Origin of the sequence: Mesorhizobium sp. B2-8-1 (genome assembly GCF_006440955.1) — a bacterium.
Lineage (GTDB): Bacteria > Pseudomonadota > Alphaproteobacteria > Rhizobiales > Rhizobiaceae > Mesorhizobium.
Map to the genome: position 1 here is coordinate 45,168 of NZ_VFTX01000004.1, position 17,107 is coordinate 62,274.

Annotated in this window: 19 protein-coding genes; 8 read left to right on the forward strand and 11 right to left on the reverse strand. The window is 64.7% G+C overall.

What is annotated here, in order from left to right; translation table 11 throughout:
• Window positions 1-28 precede the first annotated feature (28 nt).
• Window positions 29-931 (reverse strand): LysR family transcriptional regulator, encoded by a 903-nt coding sequence (locus tag FJ428_RS11980; RefSeq protein WP_140513887.1) that lies wholly within the window; start codon window positions 929-931, stop codon window positions 29-31.
• 113 nt (window positions 932-1,044) lie between these two features.
• Between FJ428_RS11980 and FJ428_RS11985 the strand changes: the two genes are divergently transcribed.
• Both FJ428_RS11985 and FJ428_RS11990 read left to right on the forward strand, forming a co-directional pair.
• On the forward strand, window positions 1,045-1,515 hold the full coding sequence (locus FJ428_RS11985) for a DUF1348 family protein (RefSeq protein WP_140565877.1): 471 nt from the start codon (window positions 1,045-1,047) through the stop codon (window positions 1,513-1,515).
• Window positions 1,516-1,540: 25 nt separating this feature from the next.
• A complete protein-coding gene (locus tag FJ428_RS11990) occupies window positions 1,541-2,173 on the forward strand; it encodes a pyridoxamine 5'-phosphate oxidase family protein (RefSeq protein WP_140879492.1) in 633 nt (210 codons plus the stop codon).
• Between the two features lie 9 nt (window positions 2,174-2,182).
• On the opposite strand, the gene FJ428_RS11995 is transcribed toward FJ428_RS11990, so the two are convergent.
• From FJ428_RS11995 to ftsE, 3 genes are all read right to left on the reverse strand, one after another.
• Complete coding sequence (locus FJ428_RS11995; RefSeq protein ID WP_140500788.1) at window positions 2,183-2,896, reverse strand: YdcF family protein; 714 nt, start codon at window positions 2,894-2,896, stop codon at window positions 2,183-2,185.
• Between the two features lie 99 nt (window positions 2,897-2,995).
• Window positions 2,996-3,982 (reverse strand): ABC transporter permease, encoded by a 987-nt coding sequence (locus tag FJ428_RS12000; RefSeq protein ID WP_140633289.1) that lies wholly within the window; start codon window positions 3,980-3,982, stop codon window positions 2,996-2,998.
• Complete coding sequence (gene ftsE, locus FJ428_RS12005) at window positions 3,975-4,634, reverse strand: cell division ATP-binding protein FtsE (RefSeq protein ID WP_027023302.1); 660 nt, start codon at window positions 4,632-4,634, stop codon at window positions 3,975-3,977. Before ftsE ends, FJ428_RS12000 begins: the two co-directional genes overlap by 8 nt.
• Before the next feature lie 301 nt (window positions 4,635-4,935).
• Here ftsE and FJ428_RS12010 point away from each other — a divergent pair, with 301 nt between their 5' ends.
• From FJ428_RS12010 to FJ428_RS12020, 3 genes are all read left to right on the forward strand, one after another.
• Window positions 4,936-5,577, forward strand: a complete 642-nt coding sequence (locus FJ428_RS12010; protein WP_140633286.1) for a hypothetical protein — start codon at window positions 4,936-4,938, stop codon at window positions 5,575-5,577.
• Window positions 5,578-5,666: 89 nt separating this feature from the next.
• Entirely contained in the window at window positions 5,667-6,209 is a 543-nt protein-coding gene (hpt, locus tag FJ428_RS12015) for a hypoxanthine phosphoribosyltransferase (protein WP_023677924.1), read from the forward strand.
• A gap of 109 nt (window positions 6,210-6,318) precedes the next feature.
• A complete protein-coding gene (locus tag FJ428_RS12020; protein ID WP_181165388.1) occupies window positions 6,319-6,690 on the forward strand; it encodes a response regulator in 372 nt (123 codons plus the stop codon).
• Here the strand turns inward: FJ428_RS12020 and FJ428_RS12025 are convergent, their stop codons facing one another.
• Complete coding sequence (locus FJ428_RS12025; RefSeq protein WP_181167285.1) at window positions 6,691-7,632, reverse strand: DMT family transporter; 942 nt, start codon at window positions 7,630-7,632, stop codon at window positions 6,691-6,693.
• Window positions 7,633-7,854: 222 nt separating this feature from the next.
• On the opposite strand from FJ428_RS12025, the gene FJ428_RS12030 reads away from it, so the two are divergent.
• On the forward strand, window positions 7,855-8,736 hold the full coding sequence (locus tag FJ428_RS12030; protein WP_140500792.1) for a LysR family transcriptional regulator: 882 nt from the start codon (window positions 7,855-7,857) through the stop codon (window positions 8,734-8,736).
• On the opposite strand, the gene FJ428_RS12035 is transcribed toward FJ428_RS12030, so the two are convergent.
• The 3 genes from FJ428_RS12035 to FJ428_RS12045 form a co-directional block, all read right to left on the reverse strand.
• Entirely contained in the window at window positions 8,715-9,086 is a 372-nt protein-coding gene (locus FJ428_RS12035; RefSeq protein ID WP_140500793.1) for a glyoxalase superfamily protein, read from the reverse strand. The two genes, FJ428_RS12030 and FJ428_RS12035, sit on opposite strands and share 22 nt — an antisense overlap.
• Window positions 9,087-9,127: 41 nt before the next feature.
• Complete coding sequence (locus FJ428_RS12040) at window positions 9,128-11,722, reverse strand: TIGR02302 family protein (RefSeq protein WP_140879493.1); 2,595 nt, start codon at window positions 11,720-11,722, stop codon at window positions 9,128-9,130.
• Window positions 11,723-11,840: 118 nt separating this feature from the next.
• Window positions 11,841-12,782 carry a threonine/serine dehydratase gene (locus tag FJ428_RS12045; protein ID WP_140558124.1) on the reverse strand — a complete coding sequence of 314 codons (942 nt, stop codon included), beginning with the start codon at window positions 12,780-12,782 and terminating at the stop codon, window positions 11,841-11,843.
• Window positions 12,783-12,832: 50 nt separating this feature from the next.
• Here FJ428_RS12045 and FJ428_RS12050 point away from each other — a divergent pair, with 50 nt between their 5' ends.
• Window positions 12,833-13,135 carry a metalloregulator ArsR/SmtB family transcription factor gene (locus FJ428_RS12050; protein ID WP_140513877.1) on the forward strand — a complete coding sequence of 101 codons (303 nt, stop codon included), beginning with the start codon at window positions 12,833-12,835 and terminating at the stop codon, window positions 13,133-13,135.
• Here FJ428_RS12050 and lysA read toward each other — a convergent pair whose 3' ends face one another.
• The 3 genes from lysA to argH all read right to left on the reverse strand — a co-directional run bounded on the left by lysA (window position 13,136) and on the right by argH (window position 16,223).
• A complete protein-coding gene (gene lysA, locus FJ428_RS12055) occupies window positions 13,136-14,407 on the reverse strand; it encodes a diaminopimelate decarboxylase (protein ID WP_140565890.1) in 1,272 nt (423 codons plus the stop codon).
• A gap of 68 nt (window positions 14,408-14,475) precedes the next feature.
• Entirely contained in the window at window positions 14,476-14,682 is a 207-nt protein-coding gene (locus FJ428_RS12060; RefSeq protein ID WP_140500798.1) for a lipoprotein, read from the reverse strand.
• A 140-nt stretch (window positions 14,683-14,822) separates the two neighbouring features.
• Window positions 14,823-16,223: an argininosuccinate lyase gene (gene argH / locus FJ428_RS12065; protein ID WP_140879494.1), complete on the reverse strand. Its 1,401-nt coding sequence runs from the start codon at window positions 16,221-16,223 to the stop codon at window positions 14,823-14,825.
• 34 nt (window positions 16,224-16,257) lie between these two features.
• Between argH and FJ428_RS12070 the strand changes: the two genes are divergently transcribed.
• On the forward strand, window positions 16,258-16,938 hold the full coding sequence (locus FJ428_RS12070; RefSeq protein WP_140558128.1) for a TlpA disulfide reductase family protein: 681 nt from the start codon (window positions 16,258-16,260) through the stop codon (window positions 16,936-16,938).
• Window positions 16,939-17,107 lie beyond the last annotated feature (169 nt).

Here is a 17,107-nt window from a genome sequence, read left to right on the forward strand (position 1 = left end):
TTTCGGCTTCGCCCACGGCCCAGCCGCGCTACATCAGCCGCGCCAGTCTTTCTTTCAGGCGCGGGGCGGCGAAGTCAAGAAATGCGCGCAGCTTGACCGGCAGCAAGCCGTGGCCTGCGTGCACCAGGCTTACCGGCCAGGGTTCCGGTTCGAACTCCCGCAGCAGCACGCGCAGCGCGCCTGACCGCACCGCCGCGTCGACCTGGTAGGACAGCACCCTCGTCAGCCCGACGCCGGCGAGCGCGGCATCGATCGCAGCTTCGGCGGTGTTGACCTGAAGCCGCGAGCGGACTCGAATCGGCATCTCGGCCTTCCCGACGGTGAAGCTCCATGTCGAGAGCGCGCCCGGCCCTTCGAAGGTAATGCAGCTGTGGGACTCGAGGTCCGCAAGCGCCGTCGGGGCGCCGCGTTCGGCCAGATAGCCGGGGCTCGCGCAAACGACACGGCGGATCGTACCGATCCGCATGGCGACAAAACTGGAGTCGGGAAGCCGGCCGATGCGGATGGCGAGGTCGAAATGGTCCTCGACCAACCGGGTTATGCGGTCGGCCAGCGTCAGGCGGATGTCCACGTCGGGATAGGCGGCGAGGAAGCCGGTCACGACCGGCAGCACGTGCAGGCGGCCGAAGACGACCGGCGCGGTGATGGCCAGTTCGCCCGTCGGGGCGCTGTATTCGCCGGCCGCCATGCGCTCGGCCTCGCCGACCTCGCCCAGGATGCGGCGGCAGGCGGCAAGATACGCCTGGCCCGCATCGGTCAGCGTCAGCCGGCGTGTCGAGCGGTTCAGAAGGCGGGTCTTGAGATGCCGTTCCAGGTCGGAAACCTTGCGGCTGACCGTCGCCAGCGGAATGCGAAAACGGCGCGCGGCGGCAGACAGGCTGCCAGCCTCCGCCGCGGCGACAAAAAGCGACATGGCTTCGAGCCGGTCCATCGATTCTTCCGGAAATTGGAAGGATAGATTACAAATATGGCATCTACATCTGTCTGATGGAAGCCTCCATATTGGCCGTGACGCAGACGACCCGGGTCAAGAAAGGAATTGTCATGTCGCAAGAGCGTCCGCCGCTGCCGCCATTCACCGCGGAAACCGCCGCGCAGAAGGCGCGCATGGCCGAGGATGCCTGGAACTCGCGCGATCCAGCCCGTGTCGCGCTTGCCTATACGGTAGACAGCCGCTGGCGCAATCGCGCCGAGTTCCTGCAAGGCCGCGATGCCATCCAGGCTTTCCTGACGCGCAAATGGAGCCGGGAACTCGACTACCGGCTGATCAAGGAGGTCTGGGCTTTCCATGGCAACCGTATCGCGGTGCGTTTCGCCTATGAGTGGCATGACGACAGCGGCTCGTGGTTCCGCAGCTATGGCAATGAGAACTGGGAATTCGACGAATATGGGCTGATGCGGCTGCGCATCGCCAGCATCAACGACCTGCCGATCGGCGCTGCCGACCGTAAATATCACTGGCCGCTCGGTCGACGGCCGGACGACCATCCGTCGCTGTCTGAACTCGGGCTTTAACCTCTCCGGGTAAGAAAGGCTACCGATGGACGCGCATGCTTTTACCAGCGACGTCGCTTTCACGCCGACCGTCAAGGCGATCCAGGCCCGCAAGGGCTCTCGCCAGGCCTATTCCCGGGTCGAGGAGCGCGGTGGCTGGCAGTCGGTGATTACATCGGACCTTGCGGCCTTCATCGAGATGCAGACCAGCGTCTTCCTGTCGACGGCCAACGGTGTTGGCCAGCCCTATATCCAGCATCGCGGCGGGCCGGCCGGCTTCCTCAAGATGCTCGATGAAAAGACGATCGGCTTCGCCGATTTCGCCGGCAACAGACAGTTCATCACCCAGGGCAATCTCGCCGACAATCCGCAGGCCTTCCTGTTCCTCATCGACTATGCCCATCGCCGGCGCGTCAAGATCTGGGGCAGCGCGCGCGTGGTGGAAGGCGACGCCGAGTTGATGGCGAGGCTGATGCCGCGGGATTATGCGGCACGGCCCGAACAGGTCATCCTGTTCACCGTGGCGACCTGGGATGCCAATTGTCCGCAGCACATTCCGCAGCGTTTCGAGGCCGCCGATGTGGCGGCGGCGCTGGCCGAACGGGACAGGCGGATCGAACGGCTCGAACAGGAAGTCGCTCGCCTGCGGCAGGCGCCGGGATCCGTCGTCACCAAATGACGAGCAGGTTCAGCTGCCGGCGGCGATCTCGGCCAACGCGATGCCGTCCGGCGTCGGCTTCACCGGAACGATGCCGCGCGCCAATGCCAGCAGATATTTATTGTATTCGGTGAACAGCACGCGCAGCGCCCGCGGCTTGGTCAGCCAGCCGCCATTGTCGAGATTGCTGTTGACCACCGGATAGGGTTCGAGCTTGGCCTTGTGCAGCAGCCGGCCCATTTCCAGCAGGCTGCGCGGCATGTGGTAATTGTTGGTGACGAGGATCACCGTGCCATAGGCATGGCTCTCGACCCATTTGGCGCTTTCCTCGGCATTGCCGATCGTGTCGAGCGCGGCGCGATCGATGTCGACGCAGCAGGAAAACAGCCTGATGTCACCGCCGGTCGCGGCCTGAAGCTGACGCCGGCTGGCGGAGGGATGCACACCGCTGATCAAAAGCCGCGCGCCCTTGCCGGACGCCAGCAGTTCCATCGCCGCATCGAGGCGCGATTGGCCGCCGGTCAACACGATGATCGCGTCGGCCTTGGCCGGGTTGGCAGGGGTGGTCAGATGGCTGACGGTGTTGGCGAACCAGCCGAAGCCGCCGGCAAACAGGGCGACCAGGGCAAGTAAGGCGAAAGAAGAAACGCGCAGCACGGCCGAAACCCGGCCGCGTCCATGCGGACGCGCCGCCAACGCCGGCATCGGTCCAACGGTACTGGTCGAGTCCCGCACCTCCATCATGGCATGGTTAATCCCGAAATGCGGCCTTTGGTAGGTAAAAATCGCAATTTGCGTTACGGCGGTTCTTCATGCGTGATCGATCCTGGTCATTCGACGTCGTCATGCTTCAGGCTGGCGCACGTCGATGTCGCTGAGATAGGCGACGACGGTGGCGTGCGAGGTTGCAGCCGTCAGCGCGCCGATAATCAGCACCATCAGCACGACACCGAGATAGCCGGCCGAGCCGATGGCGAAGTTGCCGAATAGCGCAGTCGCCTGGTCGGCCTGCGGGGTCGCCATGTTGCGCGAGGACCACCAGGAAAAGACGATGAAGACGGCGACCGCGGCGGCTCCGCCGGCGGCCGCGCCCTTCATCCCGGTGATCAGGAAATGGCGACGGAACTCGCGGGCGATGAAACGCGCTTCGGCGCCGACGAAATGCAGCACCTCGATGATGTGGCCGTTGCCGGCCATGGCACCGCGCGTGGCGAACACCACGGTCAGCACCGTCGCCGAGAGCATCAGCGCCAGCACCGCGATACCGATGGTCACCGTGGTGCGGGCCATGGCCACCAGCCGGTCCACCCAGGTGCGGTGATCGTCAAGCGATGCGCTCGGCAGCTTCGGCGTGATCGCGGCGCGCATGGCGGCGAAATCGGGCGGGTTGCTCTCGTCGATGGTGACGATGATCAGCCGCGGCACCGGCAGTTCGTCGATGTTGAGGCCCGAACCCAGCCACGGCTCCAGCAATCTGGCGGTGGCGTCGCGGTCGATGATCCTGGTCGCCTTCACGCCGGGGAATTCGCCGGCGATCTGCGAGGCCTGGGCAAGGGCTGCCTCCATGTCGAGGCCGTCGACCGGCTTGATCTGGATCGTCGCCTCTCGCGAGATCTGGTTTTCCCAGACCGAGGCGGTGTCGCGCACCAGGGTAACCGCGCCGAAGGTCAGGCAGGACAGGAAGGTCATGATGGCGATGACCAGCACCAGGGCGCGGCCGGCGATGTTCTGCGCCGGCACGATGGGCGCCATCTTGCGCTGGACGCGCGGCCTTGGCGCGGCCGCTTCGTCGGCCTGTGCGTCGAGGTGTTCGGCGGAAAGCTCAGTCATAGATATCAAGCCTCCCGCCGGCCAGGATCATGCGGCGCGCATCGACCTGCTCCATCAGGCCGAGATCGTGGGTCGCGATCACCACGGCGGTGCCCAGGCGGTTGAGTTCGATGAAGAGCCTGAGCAGGCGTCGCGCCAGCGGCGGATCGACATTGCCGGTCGGCTCGTCGGCCAGCAGGATCTCCGGCTGCTCGATCAGGGCGCGGGCGATCGCGGCTCGCTGCTTCTCGCCGCCCGACAGGACTGGCGGCAGCACATGCATGCGTTCGCCGAGCCCGACCCATTTCAACAGCTCGGTGACGTCGGTGCGGTAGCTCGCTTCCTCGCGCCCGCGCACGCGCAAGGGCAACGCGACATTCTCATACGTGGTCATGTGGTCGAGCAGGCGGAAATCCTGGAACACCACGCCGATGCGGCGCCTGAGATGCGGCAGTTCGGCGCGCGAGATGCGCGAGCGGTCCTTGCCGAAGATGGTGATCAGCCCACGCGTCGGCTTCAGCGACATGAACAGAAGGCGCAGCAACGTCGTCTTGCCGGCGCCCGAAGGCCCGCTCAGGAACTGGAACGAGCGCTCCGGTATGTGCAGGGAGATGTCGCGGAGGATTTCCGGACCCATGCCATAGCGGAGGCCGACATTTTCGAAGCGAATCACTTTCGGCGACCTGAAATTCCTAGAGCGTGATGCCGAAAAGTGTGAGGCGGTTTTCGGGCGACATCATGCTCTATCACTCTAATTCAGAGGCGGATTCAGATTTCAGGTCGATTTGACCTGAAATCGGAATCCGTCGGCGGCAAGCCGGCCTGTTCTGGGAAAAGACCATCGGCCGGCATGGTTAACCGGCGGTTAATTAGCGGGTTGTTTCGGCTCGTCACAAGGGCTCCGGTGGGGAAGCGTTAACCATTTGCCTTTACGCAAAAGAAACGAAAAGCGAACGTGCTGCAATGCTGGGGCCATGATGGCTGAGGATCGAACCGCGCGCCCGGTTTCCGGCGAAATCATGACCGATCCGCCGGCAAATGCCGCGCCGGAGCGTATCCTGCGCGCTGGCGCGGCGGATATCGTCGATGCCGACTATGTGGTGGTGCCGCGGGCCGCGCCCCATGCCGAGGCCATTTCACCGCGGCGCGTGATGTCCATGCCATCCCTCGAAGGCATGGACATGCTGCGCAAGTCCGAGCCGCCGGCGGAGCGGCCACCGGCGCCGCGCGGCGGGCCGATCTTCTGGATCGCCGGTATCGGCGCCGTCTTTGCCGCCTTCTGGGTTTCCGGCGGGCACGCACTGGTGCGCCAGGCGCCGCCCGCCGCGGGCGGACCGGCCTCGGCGTTGAGCATTTCAGGGGTGACGTCACGTGTGGACGCGTCCGGGGCGAACCCCGTGCTGTTCGTCGACGGCGAGGCCGCCAATGACGGTGCAAGTCCGGCGACGCTGCCGCCTCTCGAGATCCGCGTCACCGGCAATGACGGGCGCACAACGCGCTATACTTTGGGGACATCCAGCCGCTCATTGGCGCCAAGTGAAAGATTCGGCTTTGCCAGCCGGCTCGACGTCCCTAGAAACGGCGTAAGGACGGTGTCGGTCACCTTCGCGGAATAGCATGTGCGACAGGTGAGGCCGGCCCGCAAACGGCTGATGTCAGCGCTTCCGGTGCGCGAAGGCCTTTGAAAATCTTGAAGGGACGAAGAATGCCAGTTGTGCGCGGCAAGGACATCGAGGTCCTGTTTTCGGCGTCGGCCATCGCCCGACGCAATCTCGAACTCGCCAAGGAGATCGCCGGGCACGACTATCACGATCTTCTGGTGATCTCGGTGCTGAAGGGCTCGTTCATCTTCGCCGCAGACCTTATCCGCGCCATGCATGATGTCGGCCTGTCGCCAGAGGTCGAGTTCATCTTCATCTCCAGCTACGGCGCCGGCACCACAAGCGGCGAGGTGAGGGTGCTGCGCGACATCGACAACGAGGTCGCCGGCCGCGACGTGCTTCTGATCGACGACATTCTGGAGTCGGGCAAGACGCTGAGCTTCACCCGCGACCTGATGCTGTCACGCGGCGCCAGAAGCTGCGCCATCGCGGTGCTGCTCGACAAGCGCATGCGTCGCCAGACCACCCTCAATGCCGATTATGTCGGCTTCGACTGCCCCGACTATTTCGTCGTCGGCTACGGCATGGATGTCGCGCACGCCTTTCGCGAACTGCCGTTCGTCGGCGTCGTCAAAGGCGATGCGTGAGGCAGCGGCAAATACTGAAAAAGGCCTTAACGGCTTCAAGAAAATAACCCATGCCGGAGCGCCGGGCCCTTCAGAAAAAGTCAACGTTTGCTCGCCAAACATGCCGGCCATGGCAAAGCTTCTGATCGTTGAGGACGATGAGTCCGTCCGCACCCTCGCAGCCCGGGCGCTCGAACGCGCCGGGCACGCAATCGACATCGCCGCCGACGGCGCGCAAGGGCTGGCGCTGATACGCGCCGCGAAGGGCGCCTATGATCTCGTCGTCTCCGACATCCGCATGCCCGAGATGGACGGCATCGAGATGGCGATTGCAGCTTCGGCATTTTTCCCGTCGATGAAGATCCTGCTGATGACCGGCTATGCCGATCAGCGCGAGCGCGCCGAGGAACTGAACGGCATCATCCTCGACGTCGTGCAGAAGCCGTTCACGCTGGCCGAAATCCGTTCACGCGTCGAACGGGCGCTGAGCATTTTCGCCTGATCAGGCGGGATCGGCAGCGACGAGTATGGGGAGCTTGCGCCGTCCGGTGTTGAGCGCAAGCAGGCCGGCGCCGATGATAAGGGCGGCGCCGATCACGGTCGTCGACCGCGGCACTTCGGCGAAGAACAGAAAACCCCATAGCGGCGACCACAGGATGCCGGTGTATTCGAAGGTGGCGACGCGGTTGGCCGGCGCCATCCGGTAGGCCTGCGACAGCAAGATCATGCCGGCGGAGGCGACGAAGCCGCAGGCGGCCATCTTGAGGAAATCCGGCATTGTCGGCCACAGCCAGGGGCGAACCAAGAATTCCAGGCTGGGATGGGCGGCATGATTGATGCCGGCTAGCCAGAACAGGCTTGCGACCAGTGCGGCACCGGCGAGATAGGCACCGTTCTGGTAGAAAGCCATCACGGTCGAGGATTCGGTGTCGCCGATCTTGCGCGCCATCAGTTGCGAGAAGCCGTAGAGCACCGCGGAGCCCAGCGACAGCAGCGCCGCCCAGTCGAACAGTCCCGCACCCGGGCGCAGCATCACGACGACGCCAAGCAGCCCGATCAACACGGTCGCCAGCGTCTGCCAGGAGACCCGTTCGCCAAGATAGGGCCCGGCCAGCACCATGATGCAGAGCGGGGCCATGAAATAGAGCGCCACGGCATCGGCCAGGGGCAAGGCGGCGATGGCGAGGTAGTACATGGTGTAGGAGGTGAACTGAATGAAGGCGCGCATGGTCAGCATGCCGAACCGCCGCGACAGGATCGCACGCAGCCCGACATCGGCATGGACGAGCACGATCAGGATCGGCAGGGCGACGACCGCGCGGATGGCCATCACCTCGGTCACGGGGTAGCCGCCCGACACCGCCTTGACCAGCGGGTCCTGCAACGAGAAGACCAACACGCCCAGGCACAGGCTCAGCATGCCGAGCACCATCCGATTGCGCATAAGGATCCCAAGCTCCCGTACCAGGACGCAAGCAAGCTTGCAGCAAGCTAAAAAGAACCCGCCACCGTTTCGGGCAGCGGGCATGAGTGAGGACTGTTGATTGGTCCGTGGCCGAATCCTCAGCCACATATCCAATGGGTGAACCAACTATCATCCCGTGTTTGACATGTTGCAAACGAATTGGAATGATACCAGCAATCAAAATTCCTTATGGCGGACGGGATGCGGCCCACTCTCGACAGCGATCTCCTGCGCACCTTCGTGGCCATTGTCGAAGCAGGCAATTTCACCAAGGCGGCCGAGCAGGCCGGTCGCACCCAATCGGCGGTTTCGATGCAGATGAAGAAGCTCGAAAGCGTCATCGGCGACAGCCTGTTCGAGCGTGGGTCGCGCGGCGTGGCGCTGACGCGGCGCGGCGGCGATCTGATCGTCAATGCCCGCCGCATCGTCTCGCTGCTCGACGAGACGGCAGCGTCGATGGCGGCGGCGCCGCTCGGCGGGCCGGTGCGGATCGGCATTCCGGAGGAATATGGCCATGCCATCCTGTCGCGCGCGCTCGGCGCATTCTCAAAGCGTCACACCAAGGTCGAGGTCACCGTGCGCTATGCCCATTCGGGGGCGCAGATAGCGGCGCTTGCCGCCGGCGAGCTCGATCTTTGCGTGGTGTTCGAATGGCAGGATCCTTCAGGCGGCGAAGTGCTGATGCACGATCCGACGGTGTGGGTGACATCGATCCTGCATAACATGCATGAGGAGCGTCCGGTGCCGATCGCGCTCTACAACCGGGCCGGCTGGTGCAAGGATTTCGCCATCAAATCGCTCGAGCAGCGCGGGCTCGGCTATCGTGTCGCCTACACCAGCGACACGACCGGCGGCCTGAAGCTTGCCGTCACCTCGGGACTGGCGATCGCACCGATTTCGCGCAGCAACATTCCGGACGGCTGCCGCGAGTTGACGTCCGCCGACGGTTTCGGCGACATCGATTCCTCGAATGTGGTGATGCATCGCAACCCGAATGCGTCGGGCGAGGCGATCGACGGCATGCAAGAGGCGATCCGCGAGGCGTTCGTCAACAGGCAGACTCAGCCGGCCGCATCCTCGTAGAAATGCAGCCGGTTGCCGAACGGATCGGCAACCGACACCTCGCGGGTCTTCCACGGCGTCTTTTCCAGGCCCGGCCTGGCGAAACGGTATGCTTTGCCGATCAGCTCGCGATGCAGGGCGGCGATGTCCTCGACCTTGATGCGCATGGCGATGCCGGGCGCGCCGTCGCCATGGTGTTCGCTCAGATGCAGGATGCAGCCGTCACGGCCGACCGCCATGTAAAGCGGCGCGTTGTCGTCAAAGCGGTGCTCCCACAGCACCTGGAAGCCGAGGAAGCCGACGTAAAACTCGTGGGCCTTGGCAATGTCGAAGATGCGCAGGATGGGCGTCACTGTGCCGAGTTTGGGCATGATGTTGCAGCCGCTCCCAGCGGATGCCGCGGCGGCGATCCCTATTTCAGTTCCAGCAGCCGTTCCAGATAGCTGCGCTCGATATCGGGGCTGAGCGCATTGCCGAGCCGCTTGCGGATCGCTTCCAGGATCTGGCGGGCGCGCTGCACGTCGATCTCGTCCGGCACCTTCACCGAATCGCCAAAATCGGGACCCTGGCTGGCACGCGGCCGGCCGAGCGGATCGCGATCGGCGTTCTGCTGGCGACCGCCTTCCTCGCTGCCGCCTTCGTCGCCCTGCATGGCCTGCATCTGCTTCATCATGTCCTTGGCACCCTTGCGCAGCGCCTCCAGAGCGCGGCCCTGGTGGCCAACGGCCTGATCACCTTCACCATCGCCCAGGGCCTGCTCGGCATTGCCCATTGATTTGCCGGCCTCGCCAAAGCCTTCATTGGGCTCCATGCCCATGCCCTCGAGCCCCTTCTTCAACTGCTCAAGGTCGTTCTTCAGCTGGCCCTGGCCTTCCTGCAACTGCTTCAGCGCGTCGGCGAATTCCTGCGGCGTCATCGGCTTTTGCCCGGCGAGCGGATCGCGGTTCTCGCCTGCGCCCGGTCTGTCCTGATCCTCGCCACCGCCTTCGCCGAGCTGTTCGTCGCGGTTCTGGCCGCGCTGGCGCTCGCCGCGCTGCATCTGGTCCATGCGGAAGGTATCGTTCATCATCTCCTGCTGGCGCCGCAGGATGTCGCCGAGCTTGTCCATCTGCTGGCGCATCTGGCTGTCCTGCTGGCCACCCTGCTGCTGGCGGCCTGCCTGGAGGTTGTTCATCATGTCCTGCAGCTGCGACAGCAATTGCTGCGCCTTGTCGCGATCGCCGGACTTCGCCAGGTTCTCGATCTGGTCCATCATGCGATCGATGTCGCTCTGGCGCAGTTCCTGGCCGTTCTGCTGCATCTGCGGGGCGTTGGGATTCTGCTTGGCGCGCTCGGCGAATTCCTGCAGGAACTGGTTCATCGCCTCGCGCAGTTCCTTCATCGCCTTTTCGATCTCCGCGTCGCTGGCGCCGTTCTTGATAGCGTCCTGCAAAGCCTGCTGCGCCTGGCGCAGCCGCTTCTCGGCAGCCGAGAGATTGCCCTCCTCGATGCCGAGCGCGATTTCCCAGAGATAGGAGACCTCGTTGCGCAACTGGTCGTCGCTGTCGGCCATCTTCAACCGGCTGCGCGCGCTCATGATGGCGAGGTAGTGGGACATGTTGTCGAACGTGTCCTCGGGCCGCAGCGTGATCGCATCCATCAGGTCGAGCACGCGCGGCTTGGCGTTGGCGTCGAGCGCCAGCAGGCGGCGCTGCTCGATAACGGCTCGCGCCAGCGGATTGGAGAACGGCCGCTCCGGCATCACCAACGTCTTGGTTTCGCTGCTCGCCGTATGCCCGGCATCGTCGGTGGCGACCAGCGTCAGCTTGATCTCGGCGCCAGCCCAGACGTGTTCGGTCAGGTCCTTCGAGGTCCTGGCGGCATTCGCCTTGCCGCCGCGGCGCGGTAGCGTCAGCGGCATGTCAGGCGGACCGTAGAGCGGACGCGCATCGGGAGCCTGCGGATCGGCGAGCGCGAACACGGCCTTGGCGTTGGCGGCGCCATAATCGTCGTCGATCTGGTAGTTGAGCTCGAAAGCGCCGTTGACAGCGCGCTTCGGCTCGCCGACGAAACGGATCTGCGGCGGCTTGTCCGGGATCACCGCGAAGGCCCAACGGCCGAGTTGGTCCTCGCCCGACTTCAGCGTCAGCGTGCCATCGCTCGTCAGCTTGCCGATGAACTGGCGTACTTTGGACTGCGCTGCCGGGCTTGCCGCCGGCTTGGCCGCGGCCGTCTGCGGGTCGGCGGGATCGATGGCGCGGGCATTGCCATTCTTGTCGGCATAGGCAAGCGTCTCCTCGCCCGAGCCGCCGGTGACGCGCAGCGAAACATCACTGCCTTCGGGAACGTGGAAAGCCGGCGCCGCCTGGTTGGCGTCCGCGGTCAGGAAGATCGGCGGCTTGCCGGTATAAACGGGCGGCGTCACCCATGCATCGATGCGCGGCGGCACGGCGTCATGCGCGTCCTGGGCGCGGAACGCGTCGGCTATCCGGCCACCGGTCGGTCCGAAGGAAAAAGCGAAGGCGGTGACCAGCAGAAGCGCCGCCACGGCACGCAACCCCCAGGGATCGCGTTCCGGCACGCGCGTGCGCGGCACGTCGGCGCCGAGGCTGTCGAGCCTGTCGGCCATGCGCTTCTGGTGCTCGCGCCACAGCGCCTGCGAGAAGCTGCTTTCGCGACCACTCGGCCGGTCCGTCTGGGTCTGGACGGGGTGGTGCAGCAAATGGTTGGCCGCCTCGATGCGGCGGTCGATCTCGGCGCCGCCCGGCATGCGGAAAAAGCGTAGCGGGTAGAGCGCGGCCAGTGTCGCGACGCCGAAGGCGGCGACCAGCCCGATGCGCGCGGCATCGGGCAGGCGCGGGAAAAGCCCTAGCCAGGAAATGCTGAGAAACAGGCTGGCGACGACGAGAAGCGGCAGCAGGAGCGGCCAGCCCCGTTCGACCATCATCGACACCCGCGTCGCCAGCCGGCTGAGCGCCAGGCGCCCGGCGAGACCGCGATCGCTGCTGAAGATCGGTCGTTCCGTCATCGGCCCTTCCACGGGAGCGGGCGGGATGGCCCGAACCTCACGACTCGAAGAATACCCAGCAAACGCGGCGAAGGCGAGGCAGTTCCTGAAAAACGTGAAGGAGAGAAAGGCGCAGCGATCAGAATTTCGCCGGGTTTGCGTTCGCGCCGCAGACCAGGACGGCGAGCCGTTCGCCGGGTGCCGGCGCATAGCGGCCGGACAGGATGGCGCCGAACGCCGCGGCGCCACCGGGTTCCGAGATGATCCGCACCCGGTCCCACAGCGCCTTCTGGGCGACGACGATCTCGTCGTCGCTGACCAGGATGGAGCGTTCCACGAAGGCCTCGGCGATCGGGAACATCATCTCGCCGACGCGTTTGGGCGCCAGGGAATCGGCGGCGATGCCCTCGGCCGGCGCATCGACCGGATGGCCGGCCTCGAGGGCGCGATAGAGTGTCGGCGCGCCCTCGGGTTCTACGGCGACGATGCGGATACGGCCGGCGAACCAGGCGGCGATGCCGCCGATCAGGCCGCCGCCGCCCACGGCGACCAGCAAAGTGTCGATCTCAGGCAGGTCGTTCTCGATTTCCAGCCCGAGCGTGCCTTGCCCGATAAGCGTTTCCTCCTGGTTGAAAGCGTGGATCTGCAAGGCGCCGGTTTGCTCGGCGAAACGTTCGCTGGCGGCCAGCGCCTCGGCATAGCGGGCGCCGCCGACGACCAGCTCGGCGCCGTAGCTGCGAATGCGCTCCAGCTTGGCCGGCGGGCTCACCTCCGGAACGAAGATGGTCGCCCTGTGGCCGAGACGCATGGCGGCATACGCCACCGCCGCTCCATGATTGCCGCCCGAGGCGGCGACGACACCGGCCCCGGGGACCTGCCGCTCGAGAAGATTGGTGAACGCGCCGCGCGCCTTGAACGAACCGGAATGCTGCAGGCATTCGAGTTTGAGATCGACCGCCAGCGGCGGCCGGTTGAAGTCGGCCATGTCGACGCGTAGCACCGGCGTGTGGCGCACATAGCGACGGATGCGCGGTTCCATCATCGCGATGCGTTCGCGCGTTATGGTGTTGCCGTTGGTCATGGCCATCTCCTTGGGATTGACAGCAATTAGTAACTTGGCAAAATGCCTAAATGCAAGAGGTTGACGTGTTCAAGGCGATTGCCAACGAACGAAGGCTGCGGATCCTCGACTGGCTGAAGGATCCGCGCGCGCATTTCCCGGCCCAGGCGGATGGCGATCTGGTCGAGGACGGCGTCTGTGCGCTGCTGATCGCCGAAAAGCTCGGCATTACCCAGGCGACGCTCAGCGAGCACATGCGTGTGCTCACGCAGGCAGGGCTGTTACGGGCCAAGCGCATCAAGCAATGGACATTCTATCGCCGCGACGAGGACAGGATCGCCGAGACAAGAGCGCTCATCCAGAACCGGCTATAGCTAGTATGCAAGCCAGTCGGGGATCGAATCCAGGCCGATCAGTTCGTCATAGGTCTGGCGCGGGCGCACGACGTGGAAACGATCGCCGTCGACCAGCACTTCCGGCACCAGCAGGCGGGTGTTGTAGGTGCCCGCCTGCACCGCGCCATAGGCGCCGGCGGTGGCGATGGCGATCAGGTCGCCGGACTTGAGCTTTGGCAGGTCGCGGTCGAGGCCGAGATAGTCGCCGGTCTCGCAGACCGGGCCGACGATATCGACCGTCATGCGCGGCGCGTCGGCGGGGGGCAGCACCACCGGTCTTATGTCGTGGAAAGCGTCGTAGAGCGTCGGCCGGATCAGGTCGTTCATGGCGGCGTCGACGACGAGGAAATTCTTGGCATCGCCTTCTTTGGCGAAGATCACTTGCGAGACGAGGATACCGGCATTGCCAACGATCAGCCGGCCCGGCTCGAACATCACCTTCAAGCCAAGCTTGGTGACGTGCTTGCGGACGATCTGCGCGTAGGCGTCGGGGAGCGGTGGCGGGTTGTTGTCGACGCGGTAGGGAATGCCGAGACCGCCGCCGAGATCGACATGCTCGATGGCATGGCCGTCGGCGCGCAGCGCGCCGACCAGTTCCACCAAAAGCGCGAAGGCATCGTCGAAGGGTTGCAGCTCGGTGATCTGGCTGCCGATATGGGTGTCGATGCCGGTGACCTTGATGCCCGGCAATTCAGCCGCGCGCGCATAGACCTGACGCGCCTTCTGCCATGGGATGCCGAACTTGTTCTCGGCTTTGCCTGTCGAGATCTTCTTGTGCGTCCTGGCGTCGACATCCGGATTGATGCGCAGCGAGACCGGCGCCACCTTGCCCAGGGCAACGGCGCGCGACGAGAGCAGTTCGAGTTCGGGCTCGGATTCGACGTTGAAGCACAGGATGCCGGCTGCCAGCGCAAAGTCCATCTCACGCGCGGTCTTGCCGACGCCGGAGAACAGGATCTTGCTGGCCGGGATGCCGGCTGCCAGCGCGCGCCGCAACTCGCCTTCCGACACCACGTCGGCTCCCGCGCCGAGCCTGGCCAGGGTTTTGAGCACCGCCTGATTGGAATTCGCCTTCATGGCGTAGCAGACCAGTGCATCGAGCCCGGCAAATGCCTGGACGAAGACGTGGTAGTGCCTGGTCAGCGTGGCCGTCGAATAGCAGTAGAATGGCGTGCCGACGGTTGCGGCGATGTCCGATATCGCCACGTCCTCGGCATGAAGCACGCCGTCGCGGTAGTCGAAATGGTTCACGAGAGTGGTTCCGAAAAGTTGGAGCAGGGTAGGAGCGGGTTTAGCACTCTAAACCGCTCTGACCGGCTCTAGAGCAGCGGGTCGAGAATGAACTTCTTGTCCGCGACCGGTTTTTCCGGTTCCGGCGGCACGGGTTGGTGTGCCTTCTCGGCGTCCTTGCGCGCCTGCACGGCCGCCTCGTAAGGCGTGTCGAGACCGGACCTTCTGCCGCAAGCCGTAACGGCGGCAACCGCCGCAAGCAGCGTCAGTGTCACCAAAATCCTGCTTCCGGTCATCGATCCATCCGTCCGAAACTTTTTTCCGCCGCTGCTTTTAGCCGAGTTCTCGGCGCATTGCACCCTGGATATTGCCGTTGCAATATCGTGGATATTGGCGGTTGCAATATCCGGGATATGGCTGGCCGCAATGTCCGGCATCACGCCTTGGCCAGCCGCTTTTTCCAGTAGCGGATCTGCTTCCTGACTTCCGACGGTGCGGTGCCGCCGAAGGAGGTGCGGCTCTTCACAGAGTTCTGCACGGCCAGCACCGAAAAAATGTCCTTCGTGACGCCGGGGTGGATCGACTGCAAGTCCTCCAGCGCAAGCTTCTCCAGGCTCAGCTTCTTCTCTTCGGCCAGCGCCACCGCCCGTCCCGTGACATGATGCGCTTCCCGGAACGGCAGGCCGAGTGTGCGCACCAGCCAGTCGGCAAGGTCGGTCGCGGTTGCGTGGCCGGAGCCGGCAGCCTTCTTCATCGCCGCCGCGTTCACCGTCATATCGGAGACCATGCCGGTCATCGCCGCCAGCATCAGGTCGAGCGTCTCGGCGGCATCGAACACCGATTCCTTGTCTTCCTGCATGTCCTTGCCATAGGTCAAAGGCATGCCCTTCATCACCGTCAGCAGGCCGACCAGATGGCCGGTGACGCGCCCGGTCTTGCCGCGCACCAGTTCGGCGGCGTCGGGGTTCTTCTTCTGCGGCATGATCGAGGAGCCGGTGGAGAAGCTGTCCGACAGCCTGATGAAGCCGAATTGCGGCGTTGACCAGATGATGATTTCTTCCGCCAGCCGCGACAGATGCGTGGCGCATATGGCCGCCAGTCCCAGGAATTCCAGCGCGAAATCGCGGTCCGAGACGCTGTCCAGCGAATTGCGCATGGGCTCGCGGAAGCCGAGCGCACTGGCGGTCTGGTGGCGGTCGATCGGAAAGCTGGTGCCGGCAAGGGCTGCTGCACCGAGCGGGCTCTCGTCCATGCGTTCGATGGCGTCGCGCACCCGCGACAGGTCGCGCGAAAACATCTCGACATAGGCCATGCAGTGGTGGCCGAATGTCACCGGCTGCGCCGCCTGCATATGGGTGAAGCCCGGCATCACCGTCGCGGCGTGCTGCTCGGCCCGCTCCAGCAACGCACTGATGAGACCCTTCAAGGCCTCGGCGACGCGAAAGCACTCGTCCTTGACCCAGAGCCGGAGGTCCACTGCAACCTGGTCGTTGCGAGAGCGGGCCGTGTGCAGCCGGCCGGCGGCCGGACCGATCAGCTCGGCGAGGCGGGCCTCGACGTTCATGTGGATGTCTTCCAGCCTGGTCGAGAATTCAAATGTGCCCGCCTCGATCTCTTTCAGGATCGTGTTCAGGCCGTGAGCGATTTTCTCTTGATCGGCCGCCGAAATAATGCCCGTTTGCGCCAGCATCGCGCTATGGGCGATCGAACCTCTGATGTCCTGCGCATAGAGTTTGCGGTCGAACGAGATCGATGCGTTGATTGCTTCCATGATCGCGGCCGGACCCGAGGCAAATCGTCCGCCCCACATCTGGTTGCTGGTCTTCTTGTCGCTCATGGCTATAACCCGTGCTCGGAGCAGTTTTGAGAACATGGCAGACGGAAACAGATTTTTCCCGGCCCCGCGCCTGATCCTCGCCGCCCTGGTGGCGGGAGCGCTGGCCGGCGCGGTCGCGGTATATGTCAGCGAGAGCCAGTCTGGCAACAACGCCGCGTCGCAAGTCGCCGTCGGCGACAGCAAGGACGATGTCGCCTGCGCCGCCAAGAGCGAACGCGCCAAGAAGATCGCCGCAGCCGCCACCGGCGAGGTCGCGGCGCTCTTGCCAGCCGATCCGCCGCAATCGATGAAGAGCCTCGCCTTCAACGGCCCGGACGGCAAGCCGATGACCATCGCCGACCATGCCGGCAAGACGGTGCTGCTCAATCTGTGGGCGACATGGTGCGCGCCATGCCGCGCCGAAATGCCGGCGCTGGACGCCTTGCAGAAGGAGAAAGGCAGCGATGCGTTCCAGGTCGTCGCCGTCAACGTCGATGCCGGCGACGACGTGAAGCCGAAGAAGTTCCTCAAGGACACCGGCGTCGAGGCGCTCGGCTATTACAGGGATTCGACGATGGCGCTGTTCAACGAGCTCAAGACGCGCGGCCTGGCGCTCGGCCTGCCCGTCACCATGCTGATCGACGGCGAAGGCTGCCTGATCGCCCATATGAACGGCCCGGCCGAGTGGTCGGGGCCGGACGCTAAGCGGCTTGTCGAGGCCGCGCTCGGGTCTTGAAGAGGCTGGGACAAGGCTGGGCGCAAGCGCGGCTTGACCACGCAACGGTTCCGCCCAGCCCATCCGCGGCGGCCTGAGCCGACCCGGTCAATTCGTCGAATGCCTGGATCGGCGCCGGCTTGCCGAGATAGTAGTCCAAGCCTCGGCGTCCAGGGACTCACCTTAAGGA